Raw genomic sequence first — 14,854 nt, forward strand, 5'->3', positions numbered from 1 at the left:
AACATTTTTCAGCGGCTTGCCGAGCGAAGATGGGTGGAAAAAATCAAAGGTACATTTTTGCTTCAGCAAAAATGATCCACATAAAAAACGAACCTCGATTTAAATTTATCTGAACGTTTGAGGTACGACAATAACCCTGGTAATATACAAAATTTCACTTCGCCGAAATTAGAGTATATTACCGGGATTGTTTGTATGCACTGCATTGCTGACGAACGAGTATGTTTATAAATATTTTTTCATCCGAATCGTGTGCAAGTCATAGTCAAAAAATTGTTCAACATACCTTTCTACTTCAATAAATTCTTTTCTTTTATAAAAATGTTTTGCAGCCTCATTTTCTTCTTCGACTTCAAGTGTAATTGTTTGGAGACCTTCGAGTTGTTTGATTCCCTCTTCCAATAGCATACTTCCTAATCCTTTATTTTGAACAGTAGGGAGAAGGTAGATTGCTGCCAGTAATGAATCTCCGTTTTCATCTACAGGCGTAAAGTGAGCGTAGCCGTTGACAATATCCTCATGAATGGCCACGAAGATTATACCGTTCTCTAACTTCTTCTCTAGCATCGGTCTACTGTAGGCCTTTTCTAAAAAAACATTCCGAACCTTCTTTGGAATAATCCCTTCATATGTATCATGCCAGCTCATATGTGCAACATGCTGGACGCTTGGTATATCTTTCTCTTCCATTAAACGAATGGTAGCCATGTCGATCCCTCCAAGTTAAACGAGTTAATCGTTAGTATACAAAATACAAATGAAAAAAGAAATAAACGGTTCTTTCTTTTCAGAACAATCTTTCATATACTAAAGAAAATCAATGATTGTGGGGGATTCATGTGTTTGATACGCGAGAGGAAGTTTTGTCATTGACAAAGCGTTTGGTAAGTATGGAAAGCATCGTTAATACAGCTGGTGAAAAAGTGATCGCTCGCTCCCTTTATGAGCTGATTTCATCCTTTGATTATTTCGAAAAAAATCCTGACCAAGTCATGCTGGAACAAACGATCATTGACCATAGAGAAAGATATAATGTGCTTTGTTTTGTTAAAGGAACGAAAAAGAAGAGTGATCGGACAGTTATCTTGTTTGGTCATATGGATACTGTCGGTGTAGACGATTTCAACCAACTGAAAGAACTTGCGTTTCTTCCAAACGAATTGATGGAGGCATTCGGGGAGCAAGATTTACCGTCTCCAGCCCAAGAACATCTTACGTCCGGTGAATGGTTGTTTGGCCGGGGAGCGCTTGATATGAAGAGTGGATTAGCCAGTCACCTTTATCTAATGCGTTATTATTCGATGCACCCAGACCAATTGGAGGGGAATTTAGTTTTTGTATCGGAATGTGATGAGGAAGACGGTTCGAACGGGATTCTATCAAGTTTGAAAACGTTAAAGCGTTGGAAGAAGGAACAACAATTTGAATATGTCGCTGCCATAAATGCTGACTTTGTCTCTTCGTTATATGAAGGTGACGAAAATCGTTATGTATATAAAGGAACTGTCGGAAAACTCCTACCGTCATTTTTTATTACGGGTCATGAAAGCCATGTCGGTGCTGCTTTTGATGGGTTGGATCCGAATTTCTTAGCAGCTGAATTAACGCGGCAAATTGAATATAATCCAGAGCTCAGTAATGAAGCGCTTGGTGAGACGACGATTCCGCCGGTATCCCTCAAACAGACCGATTTAAAGCCAAGTTATACGGTTCAGACGGCTCTGTCTGCTTATGTGTATTACAACTTTTTTATTCATTCGTGGTCACCGAAAGACGTCTTGGAGAAATTAAAAGAGCATGCAAAGATTGCTTTTGGAAATGCACTCGAATTATATGAACAAAGGTACCGACTTTTTTGCGAGATCAGTGGCCATCCTTATCGAGAGCTACCTTGGAAAACGCGTGTGATGACGTATGAGGAAATGGAGCATCAGCTCATTGCGTTACATGGAGATCCGTTTATCAATCATATGCATGAATTCAAGGAGGAACTGGCAGTCGACCCAGACTTGGATACCCGCATGTATGCAGCGCGTGTTGTTGAAGAAGCATGGAAGTGGATGGATGATAAATCGCCTGCCATGATTTTATTTTATTCATCTCTCTATTCGCCTCGAATCGAAATGAGTGGGAAAACGGAAGATGAGCGAGTCCTTTTGTCTGCTTTAGATGAAGCAGTTGAAAAAATTCAGCCGCATTATAAACATCCAATTGTCACAAAAAACTTCTTTCCGTATATTTCAGATATGAGTTTTTTGGCAATGAGTGATGACTTGGAAGGAATCGAAGCTGTACAGAACAATAACCCAAGCTGGGGTGAGAAGCATTTTGTCGACTATCAAGACATTCGTGATTTAAATGTACCGGTCATCAATATTGGGCCTTACGGGATGGATGCACACGCGAAATTGGAACGACTCGAAATAAAATATTCTATGGAAATCGTTCCGAATTTAACGAATGAAGTGATTTTGAATATATTGAACCAACCAAACGAGTGAGGTACTTCGACAACAATTAACGTCAGTTCGGTTTGAATTGTCACCACAAGTGATATGCATAATAGTAGTACGTAATAAGGGTGGGACAATCATGACAGCCGAAGTATCAATTATGAATAAACATGGAATGTCTATGGCTGCCGACAGTGCTATTACAAGTGGCTTTGACGGTGTGCCAAAGGTTTATAATTCTGCAAACAAGCTATTTCCATTATCAAAGGAGCATCCGATTGGGTTTATGGTTTATGGCTCTGCTTCTTTTATGGAGATTCCATGGGAAGTCATTATTAAATCGTATCGGGACTATTTAGGTAATAAACGATTCAATAATGTACAAGATTATTTCGATGATTTCATGGACTTTTTACGTCAAGATATGCGGTTTAAAAACGAAGAACTTGAAGATATTATTGTTTATCGAACCTTTTCGGATTTACTCAAGCAAATGATTCGACGCGTCGAGACGGAAATGGAAGAAGAGGGCGATGAAGCGAGTGGTGAACAGAAGGCGAGAAAGCTACTTGAAGAAGAAGTCGATCAGCAGACAAAGGACTTTTTAACGGAAGAAGCAATATTGGATATGGACTATAAAGCATTTGAATCTGCTTTTTTTGATACTATTCAAGAAATTAAAGAAGAATACATCGACTTTGAAACGTCCAAAACATTTTCCAAAAAACTATGTCGCCTTGCATTTGAAAGCGTGAAGAATGATTTCTTCAGTCGTGGAAGCACAGGCTTCGTTATCGCTGGTTATGGGGAAGAAGAAATCTTTCCTCATTTATTGAATTATCGATTGGAAGGATTTGTTTTAGGCAAGTTGAAATACAAGTTATTGAAAGAGCGGAAAATTGATTATCGTCAAAACAAACATGATGGGACAGCAGTCATTGAGGCTTTTGCGCAACGCGAAATGGTCGATTCTTTTATGGTTGGCATTGAGCCACACATGGAAGAAACGATGTTTGGGATCATTGACCGTGTATTATCTGAGTATCCAGAAAAGATTCAACATCATTTAGGGATTGATTTGGACAAAAAACAGGTTAGTAACTTGAAAGAAATGGGTAATGAACTATATCACTCCATCAAAGATACGTTAGACGATTACCAAAGAAGAAACTACTTACAACCACTGTTGGGAATCGTTCGATCTTTGCCAAAGGATGAACTCGCCAATATGGCAGAAACGTTGATGAATTTAACGTCATTCAAGCGAAAATTAACGCGTGCTACGGAATCAGTTGGCCCGCCGATCGACGTAGCAGTCATATCGAAAGGTGACGGGTTTGTTTGGGTGAAAAGAAAAAGTTACTTTGATAAGGAACTGAATGAGTAGGTGTGTAAGGTTAAGTAAATTCTTCAGAGAGGAAGAAAACAAATGCCAAAGGAACAACAGAGGAATGACAAAAAGTTCTTCTCACTTTCATCAGAAGAGCGACAGGAGTTGGAAGCGGACGCGGTGAAAAGTAAAGAGAAAAAAGATGTGGCGAATCAAGTATTTGATAACTTAGATAAGAAAATGACGAAAAAATAAATTAGTATCGATAAAAATTCCCCAGCTTTCTTCTTAAGCTGGGGACTTTATTATTCACTGAATTGCATTTTCTGAATAAATTGATCGATGATCCATGGGAATGAACCGTCTCCCATAGCGCCAAACAACTGCGAGTCAATGGCATACACATCATTGCCATCTTCAACAATTGTTACATACCTCGTCAAATCTCCGTTTATATACATCGCATGAAATGATGACATGCCGATTTGTTCGTGTATATCCTTTTCTTCAAATCCTTGATTGAAAATGCTTTGTTCCCGCTCTTCAACTACCTGGTCAATCGTCAAACCTTCAAATTTCTCGACACGGATAAACGCATCCTCATACTGAATTTCATCCGATTCTCCGAAATCAGGATAGAAGTAATCAACCGGTTTGCCGTTTTCTTGTTCACTTTGATGGATCATCGGCTGGTGCACGTAAGAAGAATAGCCTAACTTTTCATTGATCGTCAATCGCATGGTAATTTGCTCTTTCATGCCTTCTGGATAAACCGTTTCAGTAATCGTATCTTCTCGATTTTGATACGGCTGAATTTCGGATGTTTCTTCAGCATCATCTTCGGTGTTTTGTTCGTCTGCAGTCGTGTCCGTTTCATCGGATTCCTTAGGTGATTCGTCCTCTGATTGACCATTATCTTCTTCACTCGGTTCAAGCGATTGGTTATTGTCTTCGTTTGGCGTTTCCTTGTCTTCATCCAGATCACCTGGCGTACTTACTTCTTGTAGCTCGTTAGGACCTGCTTCATCTGAGAAAAACAAGGAGCTAAAGAAAATTCCTCCGGCGAGTAGAGCGACGATTGAGGCAGCGATGACAGGGAGAAGTGTTCGTTTCTTTCGTCGGTCGTTCTCTTGCATAACCGCTTGAAAGATCTCTTTTGTTGAGGACTTGCTTGCTGCTTGTTTGTATTTATCGTTCAACCGTTCCATATGATGCTCAAGAGATTTATCCTTCATCAATGTAACCTCCTTCCTTCAATGCTTCCTTGAGTCTTTCTTTACCTCTCTTTAAGTGGGTTTTGATCGTTGCTTCCTTTGTTTTCGTGATGGCTGCTATTTCGTTAATCGATTGATCGTGAAAGTAGAACAAAACAATAGGTATTCGGTATTTATCTTCCATTTGTTGAATGGTGTTGTGTAATAGTTGCTCATTCTCAGAAAGAAAATGGTTTTCCACATACGATTCGATCGATGGCAGTTCCGAGAATTTTTTGCGTTTTTCCGACTCGCGCTTTTGTTTTTTAAAGAGGTCTTTCGAGACATTCAGTGTGATGCTATAAAGCCATGTTGAGAATTTCCCACGTGAGTATTTACTTAAAAATCGATAGACTTTAATGAAAACTTCTTGGGTAACATCCGCCAAATCGTCTTCTTGAACGCCGATTTGCCTAGCGAACCGTTCAATGGTTTTGTAATAAGCTTCAATTAGGTCGCGGAATGCTAGGTCATTTCCTTCCAATGCTTGGCGAATCAACTTTTTCTCTTGAATCTCATCCACGTTCTGTCCCCCTCTCGCTTATAAGACTGTCATTATTAATCATAAGTTTCATTTTTAATTCAGAATGGTCATTTACCCAACAATAAAAAAAGTGCCGACAGATGTCAGCACTTTCGATGTTTAGCGAGTAAATTTTCGTTGATTTTTAGAAGTTCTGCCGCGACCTTGGCCGCCGCCACTGCCACCGCGATTATTATTACCGCCGCGTCGGTCATTACGTCCTTGGTTTCCTCTGCCTCGGCCGCCACCACGGTTTCCTCGGTAGCTGTTGCCGCGATTGCCGCCGTATGATTTCTTGGCACGGATCGGCTCTACTGCGGTTAGTTTAACCGGTGCTTGATTTGGCTCTTTCGTTAATAATTTAATCGCTGCTGCGACAACGTCCACTGCATCTTCTTTAGATAAGATTTCTTCAGCGGAACGATGATATTTTTTGCTTTCATCTGTCCAAATCGTTTGCAGAAGGTCTTCTACTGCCGTTTCCTGAAGTCCTTCGACGACATCGGAATACGAAGGAATTGCTTTTTCTTCGATTTTCCGTTTGATCAATTTTTCAATGGATCGCAAGTGGTCAATCTCTCTAGGTGTTGCAAAAGAGTAGGCTTGACCTTTTTTCCCTGCCCGACCTGTACGACCGATACGGTGTACATAGCTTTCTGGATCTTGAGGCAAATCGAAGTTATACACATGTGTAACTCCAGTAATATCAAGACCACGCGCTGCGACGTCGGTAGCGACAAGGATTTCTGTTGTTTGTTCTTTAAAGCGTGAAATGACTTTTTCACGTTTAGACTGTTGAATGTCACCGTGGATTCCTTCTGCAGAATAACCACGCTTCAGTAAACCACTAGTCAATTCATCGACACGTTTTTTCGTCCGGCCGAAGATGATTGCTAAATCCGGTGACTCCGTATCTAATAATCTACATAGCGCATCGAATTTTGCGTTCTCTTTGACAACGAAGTAAAACTGATCGATATGATCGACGGTGAGTTGTTTTGCTTTTACACGGATCATTTCTGGTTCATTCATGAATCTTTCTGCAAGATTCTGAATCCGTTTCGGCATTGTTGCCGAGAAAAGCAATGTTTGGTGTTCTTGTTTAATTTCTGCTAAAATCGCTTCGATATCTTCAATGAAACCCATATTCAACATTTCATCTGCTTCGTCCAATACAGCTGTACGGATGCCATCCAAACGAATGGTTTTGCGACGAATGTGATCCAATAAGCGGCCAGGTGTTGCTGCAACTAATTGTGGACGTCGTTTCAACGCGCGTATCTGTCGTTGAATATCTTGTCCTCCGTAAACTGGAACGGTATGCACATTTTTATGCTGTCCAATCCGGTTTAACTCCTCAGCCACTTGAATCGCTAATTCACGTGTTGGGGCAATGACAATTCCTTGAATAGAACGGTTGCTTGGGTCAATATTTTGAATCATCGGCACCCCGAAAGCAGTCGTTTTACCCGTACCTGTTTGCGCTTGTCCGATCATGTCTTTACCGGCTAACGCGGTTGGGATTGCTTGCTCCTGAATTGGCGTAGCTGACTCAAATCCCATTTCGGCAAGCGACTTCAAAACACTTGCTTCAATGTTTAATTCGTTAAATGTTTTCAAACTTTTTCCTCCTATAATGTAAAATGCCTAATATCTATTATCTCCATAAAAAAATAGCACATGCTGAATTAGGCGAAAAAGTGTTACTTCCATTTTCAGCTGTAACTATCCAATCGTTGTTGTTAAGAACCTATCAGACGTCTAAGTATAACCTGGCAAGTGATGGAAAGTCAATTAAAAGGATTTGTTCGTACTTCACATTGCGATGCTTAATATTGGATCATGTCGGGCACAATTTTAATAAAAAGAATGGAGGGTGTTCATAATGAATTCCGTGAAAAGAAAATTGGATTGTATTATCAGTCTAAATACGTTGCTTATTATCTTAACAATCGTTCACCACTTATTTGTATGGGATCGATTTCGTAAAAGTAAGTAACACGTATAAGCAATTCGCATAAAATAGCATTAGAAAAAGGAGGTCGATTAGCGTGGTTATCTATGGAAACCCTACGTACTGGACACCGGTTTTAAGGCAAGAACATTCGGATTATCAATATCCTGAAGTCCAGCCGCATGCATTCCAGTCTTCGGCCTCCCAAATGATTCAATTACTTGAAGATGCTGGACGATTAGCGACGTCAATTGCTGATTCGGAGTCCCATGCGCGTGCGATCATGGGAGCTGCTCAAGAAAATGCACATGATACGGTCGTTTCCTTGTTGAGTCAATCACTCGAATTTTCTTCTTGCTCGGTGAAGTACACGCCGACGGAATTAGAAGTGGAACTAAACGCCAAGGAAGAAGGAGTTCGAGGAAGACTGACATTACAATATATATGGGAATAGCAATAGAAAATCTCGCTGTGAATGTCACAGGGGGATTTTTTTATGAGCAGAAATTCATTCATAAATAAGGTATGATAGGAAGTAGGATAATTTTACATACTAAGGGGGATATTATGAAACAAATTTATTTGGTTGATGGTGCACGTACGGCTTTTGGAACATTTGGTGGTTCATTGAAATCCGAGCAAGCGGACGACTTGGGTGCTGTTACGGCAAACGAAGCGTTGAAGCGGTCGAAAGTAAAAGAAGAGCACATTGATCATATTGTTTATGGAAACGTCATTCATTCCCATACCAATGCGGCCTATTTGGCAAGACATATCGGCTTGAAAGCAGGCATTCCACAAGAGGTTCCGGCATTAACGTTAAACCGCTTGTGTGGATCAGGCGCTCAATCCATTATTTCAGCAATGCAGTCTCTGATGGTCGGTGATGGTGAAATTGCTTTAGCTGGAGGAGCAGAGAATATGTCAATGGCTCCTTTCGCGAATTTCGAACAGCGATTCGGCGGTCAAAAAATGGGTGCGCTCAAGTTCGAAGACATGTTGTTGAGTACGTTAACAGATGAATATGCTGGAAGCGGCATGGGCTTGACTGCCGAAAAGCTTGCGGAACAGTATGATATTTCTCGTGAAGAACAGGATGCTTTCGCATTGGAGAGCCAGCAAAGAGCTGACGCAGCGAGAGAGTCAGGACGCTTTTCTGAAGAAATCGTTCCTTATGAAGTGAAAACGAAAAGAGGCTCGATTGTTTTTGAACAAGATGAACATATTAAGGCGGATGCGACGACAGAGAAAATGGCCCAGCTTAGACCATCCTTTAAAAAAGATGGCACGGTAACAGCTGGAAACGCAAGCGGCATTAATGATGGGGCGGCTTCTGTCATCGTTGCTTCTGAATCAGCTGTGGAAAAACATCAATTGCAACCAATGGCAAAAATCGTTTCGTGGGGTATTGCAGGAGTAGACCCGACGATTATGGGAATCGGCCCGGTACCTGCAATCAAGCAAGCGTTAAAGCGTGCTGATATGAGCTTGGATGACATGGATTTAATTGAAGTGAACGAAGCATTTGCTGCTCAATATTTAGCCGTTGAAAAAGAACTTGGATTGGATCGCGCAAAAACCAATGTCAATGGAGGAGCGATTGCGCTTGGGCATCCAGTAGGTGTCAGTGGAACACGCTTGGTATTGAGCTTGGCTTATGAATTGAAGAGACAAAATAAGCGTTATGGCGTTGCAAGCCTGTGTATTGGCGGCGGCCAAGGAATTGCTGTAGTTATAGAAAACGTTCAATAAAAAATTACCTTAAGCAATGAATGAAGGAGAATGTACGTGAAAATTTTGCAGCCAATACTCTTCCTATTAACTTCACTCATGCTTGTTGCCTGCCAATCGGAAACAGAAGTGGATTTTCCTGATCAGCAACTGGAAGAAGCAATCCGTGCTGAAGTGGATCAAACGGATGGAGAATTGTATTTATCTGATGTACGTGATTTAGAAACATTGAATTTGTCTGGAAAAGCGATTGAAGATTTAGATGGCATTGAAGCACTCGAATCAATCGAAGAAATCAATTTAACCGACAATGAGATTACCGATGTTGAGCCGTTAACAACGATGCTGGAATTGGTAGCTGTTGAGTTGACCGGTAATCCGCTGGAAGAAGCAGCAATCACAGAATTGGAAGAGAGCGGTATTGAAGTAGCTTTTGAAAAAGAACAAGTCGGTTTGCCTGATGGACCGGGCGGATTTTTATGGAAGGTCGAGAATGGTGATACAACGATTTACCTTCAAGGAACAGTCCATTTAGGTGTACCGGACCTTTTCCCGATGCACGAAAAAATCGAACAAGCTTATGTAGAATCCGATGTCGTCGTGCCGGAGATTGATTTGTTTAATGTTGAAATGGCTGAAATGAACAAACTACAAATGGAGTTGGGAACATACCAAGATGAAACAAATCTAGAAGACCATCTTCCTGAAGAGACTTATCAAGAAGTAGAAACGTTTTTCATGGACAGAGGCTTTCCAATGGGTGTCATCGATACGTATAAACCATGGCTCGTATCAAACATGGTCTCCCAATTGATGGTACAAGAACTTGGATTTACTGAAGGTGTCGATATGTATTTCTTATCGAAAGCGCAGGCGGACGACAAAGAAATCATCGCTTTGGAAACACCGAGAGACCAGCTCGGGATCTTTGCGGATTTGTCGATGGACTATCAAGTGCAAATGTTGGAAGAGTCACTGATTGATATCAACACATATGAGCAAGACTTGCAGCAGTTAATTGATATTTATAAATCGGGAAATGTCGATGACTTATTGGATGTTTTATTTGAAACAGATGCTGCCATGAGTGTGGAGGAAGAAGCTTACATGGAAGCATTGAATGATAACCGAAACTACGGAATGGCAGAGGAAATCACCAAGTTTCTCGAATCAGGAGAAGACCAAACCTACTTTGTCATTGTCGGAAGTTTACATTTGACTCTAGAACCTCATGTCATCTCCATATTGGAAGAAGAAGGTTATGAGGTCGAACATATTCATTAAAAGCAGTCGGAGGGAATAAGATGATTCAGCTGACTTATTCAGGTGATGAACAACAGATCATCAATGAACGCAAAGAATCTTTACAACAAATTCATGCCAATTTATATGATAAAAAAGGTACAGGGTCGGAATTTCTCGGTTGGCTGGATTGGCCAAGCCAACTGAGTGAACCATTTTTGACGAGAATGAACGAAACCGCCGACACGATCCGTAAGCAAGCAGATGTGCTTGTTGTCATCGGAATCGGCGGTTCTTATCTAGGAGCAAAAGCAGTGATTGAAGCCTTGTCTCCGTATTTTTCCAACAACAATGATTTCGAAGTTCTTTTTGCGGGCCATCAAGTAAGCGGTGCGTACTTAAAAGAACTTTTGGCATACATCGAGGGTAAAGAAGTTGCGGTTAATGTCATCTCGAAATCAGGTACAACGACAGAGCCAGCGATTGCCTTTCGTTTTCTTCAGCAATATATGGAAGAACGATATGGCGATGAAGCGGCTTCGCGAATTTATGTCACAACGGATGAAAAGAAAGGTGCTTTGCTCGAAGTCGCAAAAGAAAAAGGCTACGACCGCTTTGTCGTTCCAGACGATATCGGTGGACGGTATTCCGTATTTACAGCGGTCGGCTTATTACCGATCGCCAGTGCAGGATTTTCAATTGATGAATTGATTGCTGGTGCGAAAGAAGCGGAACAAGCATACAAGTCGTTCGATGTTGACCAAAACCCAGCAATTCGTTATGCCGCGATCCGTCATGCTCTTTACCAGGAAGGATACAAGACGGAAGTACAAGCAACCTTTGAACCGAAGATGAATTACGTTCAAGAATGGTGGAAGCAATTATTCGGAGAAAGTGAAGGCAAGCAAGGAAAAGGAATTTTCCCTGTATCCGTTTCTTATACGACGGACTTGCATTCATTGGGACAATATATTCAAGATGGCGAAAGAAACCTATTTGAATCCTTTATCGTGTTTGATGAAGTCGATCAAGATTTGACGATTGCTGAAAAAGAGAATAATGCAGATCAACTCAACTACTTGGCAGGACGCAGCTTACATGAGTTTAATGAAAAGGCTTATCAAGGTGTTTCTGAGGCGCATCTTGCGGGAGACGTTCCACAAATTGGTTTACGCATGAAAAAATTAGACGTTCACCACATTGGTCATTTGCTTTATTTTTACATGCTCGCATGTGCGTATTCCGGTTATTTATTGGATGTTAATCCGTTTGACCAGCCGGGTGTTGAAGATTATAAAACGAAAATCTTTGAATTGCTTGGGAAACCAGGTTACGTATAAGCTTACAGGAAATCAAAAGTATTTTTAAAAAAGAGCCCCATTCCTTTCTAGGGACGGGCTCTTTTGTGGTAAAATGAAGAGGTTATTTGAAATTTTATTTAAAGGAAGTCGCTTATGTCAGAAGAAAATATAACGCGCATAGAGTTAGACGGGAAAGAGATCATCCTCATAGGTACAGCACATGTCTCGAAACAAAGCGCTCTACAAGTGAAAGAAGTAATCGAAGCGGAGCAACCGGACTCTGTTTGTGTCGAGTTAGACGCACAGCGCTATGAATCCGTGAAAGATAAAAACAAGTGGCAAAACATGGACATTTTTAAAGTCGTCAAGGAAAAGAAAGCGACACTGTTATTAATGAACATGATGATTTCATCATTTCAAAATCGCGTTGCTAAGCAATTTGGAATCCAGCCAGGCCAGGAAATGATTCAAGGGATTGAATCAGCCAATGAAACCGGAGCCGAGCTTGTACTCGCCGATCGGAATATCCAAACGACCTTTTCGCGTATTTGGCGGAATATTGGTCTTTCAGGACGCGCAAAGTTAATGATGAGTATCTTTTACAGTATTTTTAATAAAGAAGAGATTTCCGAAGAAGAACTGGAAAAAATGAAATCCCAAGACATGTTGAATTCCGTCATGGAGGAGTTTACGAGAGAGTTTCCACGTTTAAAGACACCATTAATTGATGAACGCGATCAATATTTGGCTCAAAAGATCAAAACAGCCCCAGGTGATAAAGTGGTTGCTGTATTAGGTGCAGCACATGTTCCTGGGATTACAAAAGAGATCCATCAAGAAAATGATTTGAAGCAACTTTCTGAGGTTCCGAAAAAGTCGAAAGTGCCAAAGATTATCGGTTGGTCGATTCCGATCATTATTTTATCCGTGATCGCCTACACATTTTATATGAATCCATCAGCCGGTTGGCAACAAACCATTAGTTGGATCCTATGGAACGGTGGATTATCTGCTTTAGGTGCAGCCATCGCTTTAGGGCACCCACTGACGGTATTGACTGCATTTTTGGCGGCACCATTCAGCTCATTGAACCCGTTATTGGCAGCGGGTTGGTTTGCGGGCATTGTCCAAGCGTTGATCCGGAAGCCGCATGTGTCAGATTTTGAGACCCTACCGGATGATGTGCTTTCCGTAAAAGGATTTTGGGACAATAAAGTCACACGTATTTTGTTGATTGTCGTGTTGGCAAACATCGGTAGCTCAATCGGAACATTTATCGGTGGCGCTGATGTCTTACGTGTTTTCTTTGATAATCTACTTTCATAATGGAAAAATTCCTGGTGATCCGTGTTGGTTTCCAGGGATTTTTTGTTTGTTATGAGTTGATTATTCGCGCAACATTCAGTAGTATTGACAAAGGAAATAAGCAAATTCGAAAAGAGGGTAAGCATGCAAAAACCATCTATTTATGGTTTGACATATAATGATTTGCAAGATTGGTTAGTTGAGAATGGTGAAAAACGTTTTCGTGCATCCCAAGTGTGGGACTGGCTATATAAGAAACGAATTAAACGTTTTGAAGATATGAAAAATGTGAATAAAGAATGCATTGAACTGCTTGAAGAAAATTTCGAGGTACAAGCATTGGAACAAGTGATCAAGCAGGAGTCCAAGGACGGAACCATCAAATTTCTATTTGAACTCCCTGATGGAAACCATATCGAAACGGTTTTAATGCGTTTCAACTATGGATTATCGGTTTGTGTAACGACACAAGTCGGCTGTAATATTGGTTGTTCTTTTTGTGCCAGTGGACTGCTTCGAAAAAATCGCGATCTAACGAGCGGTGAAATTGTTGAGCAAATTATGAATGTACAACATCATCTTGATCAGCAACAAAAGGATGAGCGGGTTAGCCATATCGTTGTGATGGGAATCGGTGAACCGTTTGATAACTATGACAACACGATGAAGTTCTTAAATATCGTGAACGACCAAAAAGGTCTATCCATAGGAGCTCGTCACATCACCGTTTCAACGAGTGGTTTAGCGGATAAAATTTATCAATTCGCTGATGAGCAATCTCAAGTCAACTTGGCGCTATCCATTCACGCACCAAACAATGAATTGCGTACACGTATCATGAAAATCAATAAAGCGTATCCGCTTGAAAAATTAATGCCAGCCATCGATTATTATTTAGAAAAAACGAATCGACGTATCACATTTGAATATATTTTACTGCACGATGTGAATGATCATCCTGAAGAAGCAAGACAACTAGTCAAACTGCTGAAGGATAAAAAGCATCTGTCCTATGTTAACTTGATTCCATACAACCCGGTTGAAGAGCATAATCAATACGAACGAAGCCGTAAAGAAAACATTCTTAAGTTTTATGAAATTTTACTCGAAAATGGAATCCAATGCGGTGTACGAGTTGAACAGGGAACAGACATTGATGCAGCATGTGGACAATTACGAAGCAAGCAAATCAAAAAAGAAAAAGCACGGAAGAAAAAAGAAACGGTATAATGATTGAAGGAAAACAGCTGAGCAATCAGCTGTTTTTTTATATTATACGTCGATTCGATGAACATTGCTGAGTGTTACATTACAACGACGCACATCGGCTTTTGATTTTGTAGTAGTCTACTTCTAAACGCCTGAATGGTGCAAAAAAGAGTGAAAAGGTCCTTCCAAAATTCCGTTGGGCACATAAAAATCAAAAGTGGGTGCATATATCCTGCTCACGGTCCCATATCTCGCCAGGCCGGTCGCATATACACAACATTAGGAGCATATCTCGCCAGGATGGGCACATATTTCCTGGAATTGGGCTCATATATATAAATCATGCTAATCATTTTCCTCTAAAATTCCGATGGGCGCATAAAAATCAAAAGTGGGTGCATATATCCTGCTCACGGGCTCATATCTCGCCAGGCCGGTCGCATATACACAGCATTAGGCGGCATATCTTGCCAGGTTGGGCACATATTTCCTGGAATTGGGCTCATATATATAAATCATGCTAATCATTTTCCTCTAAAATTCCGATGGGCGC

13 protein-coding genes are annotated in these 14,854 nt (G+C 40.8%); 9 read left to right on the forward strand and 4 right to left on the reverse strand.

Features of this window, described 5'->3' with window-relative positions; all coding sequences use genetic code 11:
• Positions 1–225: 225 nt before the first annotated feature.
• Positions 226–708, reverse strand: coding sequence for a GNAT family N-acetyltransferase (locus FPQ10_RS04895; protein ID WP_144161160.1), 483 nt, complete (start codon positions 706–708; stop codon positions 226–228).
• Between the two features lie 131 nt (positions 709–839).
• Here FPQ10_RS04895 and FPQ10_RS04900 point away from each other — a divergent pair, with 131 nt between their 5' ends.
• From FPQ10_RS04900 to FPQ10_RS12940, 3 genes are all read left to right on the forward strand, one after another.
• Positions 840–2,501, forward strand: a complete 1,662-nt coding sequence (locus FPQ10_RS04900; RefSeq protein ID WP_144161164.1) for a M20/M25/M40 family metallo-hydrolase — start codon at positions 840–842, stop codon at positions 2,499–2,501.
• A gap of 91 nt (positions 2,502–2,592) precedes the next feature.
• The gene (locus tag FPQ10_RS04905) at positions 2,593–3,840 is read left to right on the forward strand and encodes a hypothetical protein (RefSeq protein WP_144161167.1); all 1,248 of its coding nucleotides are present in this window, start codon (positions 2,593–2,595) and stop codon (positions 3,838–3,840) included.
• 42 nt (positions 3,841–3,882) lie between these two features.
• Complete coding sequence (locus FPQ10_RS12940; protein ID WP_186278540.1) at positions 3,883–4,038, forward strand: hypothetical protein; 156 nt, start codon at positions 3,883–3,885, stop codon at positions 4,036–4,038.
• Positions 4,039–4,088: 50 nt separating this feature from the next.
• Here the strand turns inward: FPQ10_RS12940 and FPQ10_RS04910 are convergent, their stop codons facing one another.
• The 3 genes from FPQ10_RS04910 to cshA all read right to left on the reverse strand — a co-directional run bounded on the left by FPQ10_RS04910 (position 4,089) and on the right by cshA (position 7,179).
• A complete protein-coding gene (locus FPQ10_RS04910) occupies positions 4,089–5,018 on the reverse strand; it encodes a hypothetical protein (protein WP_144161170.1) in 930 nt (309 codons plus the stop codon).
• Positions 5,008–5,559 carry an RNA polymerase sigma factor gene (locus FPQ10_RS04915; RefSeq protein ID WP_255439710.1) on the reverse strand — a complete coding sequence of 184 codons (552 nt, stop codon included), beginning with the start codon at positions 5,557–5,559 and terminating at the stop codon, positions 5,008–5,010. The genes FPQ10_RS04910 and FPQ10_RS04915 overlap by 11 nt, the downstream gene beginning before the upstream one ends.
• A 120-nt stretch (positions 5,560–5,679) precedes the next feature.
• Complete coding sequence (gene cshA, locus FPQ10_RS04920) at positions 5,680–7,179, reverse strand: degradosome RNA helicase CshA (protein ID WP_144161172.1); 1,500 nt, start codon at positions 7,177–7,179, stop codon at positions 5,680–5,682.
• A gap of 431 nt (positions 7,180–7,610) precedes the next feature.
• Between cshA and FPQ10_RS04925 the strand changes: the two genes are divergently transcribed.
• From FPQ10_RS04925 to rlmN, 6 genes are all read left to right on the forward strand, one after another.
• On the forward strand, positions 7,611–7,967 hold the full coding sequence (locus FPQ10_RS04925) for a YuzC family spore coat inner layer protein (protein ID WP_144161175.1): 357 nt from the start codon (positions 7,611–7,613) through the stop codon (positions 7,965–7,967).
• A 113-nt stretch (positions 7,968–8,080) separates the two neighbouring features.
• Positions 8,081–9,265 carry an acetyl-CoA C-acetyltransferase gene (locus tag FPQ10_RS04930; protein ID WP_144161179.1) on the forward strand — a complete coding sequence of 395 codons (1,185 nt, stop codon included), beginning with the start codon at positions 8,081–8,083 and terminating at the stop codon, positions 9,263–9,265.
• A 36-nt stretch (positions 9,266–9,301) separates the two neighbouring features.
• Entirely contained in the window at positions 9,302–10,528 is a 1,227-nt protein-coding gene (locus FPQ10_RS04935) for a TraB/GumN family protein (RefSeq protein WP_186278541.1), read from the forward strand.
• Positions 10,529–10,548: 20 nt separating this feature from the next.
• The gene (locus FPQ10_RS04940; RefSeq protein WP_144161184.1) at positions 10,549–11,826 is read left to right on the forward strand and encodes a glucose-6-phosphate isomerase; all 1,278 of its coding nucleotides are present in this window, start codon (positions 10,549–10,551) and stop codon (positions 11,824–11,826) included.
• Between the two features lie 114 nt (positions 11,827–11,940).
• On the forward strand, positions 11,941–13,113 hold the full coding sequence (locus tag FPQ10_RS04945; protein ID WP_144161186.1) for a TraB/GumN family protein: 1,173 nt from the start codon (positions 11,941–11,943) through the stop codon (positions 13,111–13,113).
• A gap of 123 nt (positions 13,114–13,236) precedes the next feature.
• Positions 13,237–14,322, forward strand: a complete 1,086-nt coding sequence (rlmN, locus tag FPQ10_RS04950) for a dual-specificity RNA methyltransferase RlmN (protein ID WP_144161189.1) — start codon at positions 13,237–13,239, stop codon at positions 14,320–14,322.
• Positions 14,323–14,854 lie beyond the last annotated feature (532 nt).

Origin of the sequence: Allobacillus sp. SKP2-8 (assembly GCF_007559355.1) — a bacterium.
GTDB classification, from domain to species: Bacteria; Bacillota; Bacilli; order Bacillales; family Alkalibacillaceae; genus Allobacillus; species Allobacillus halotolerans.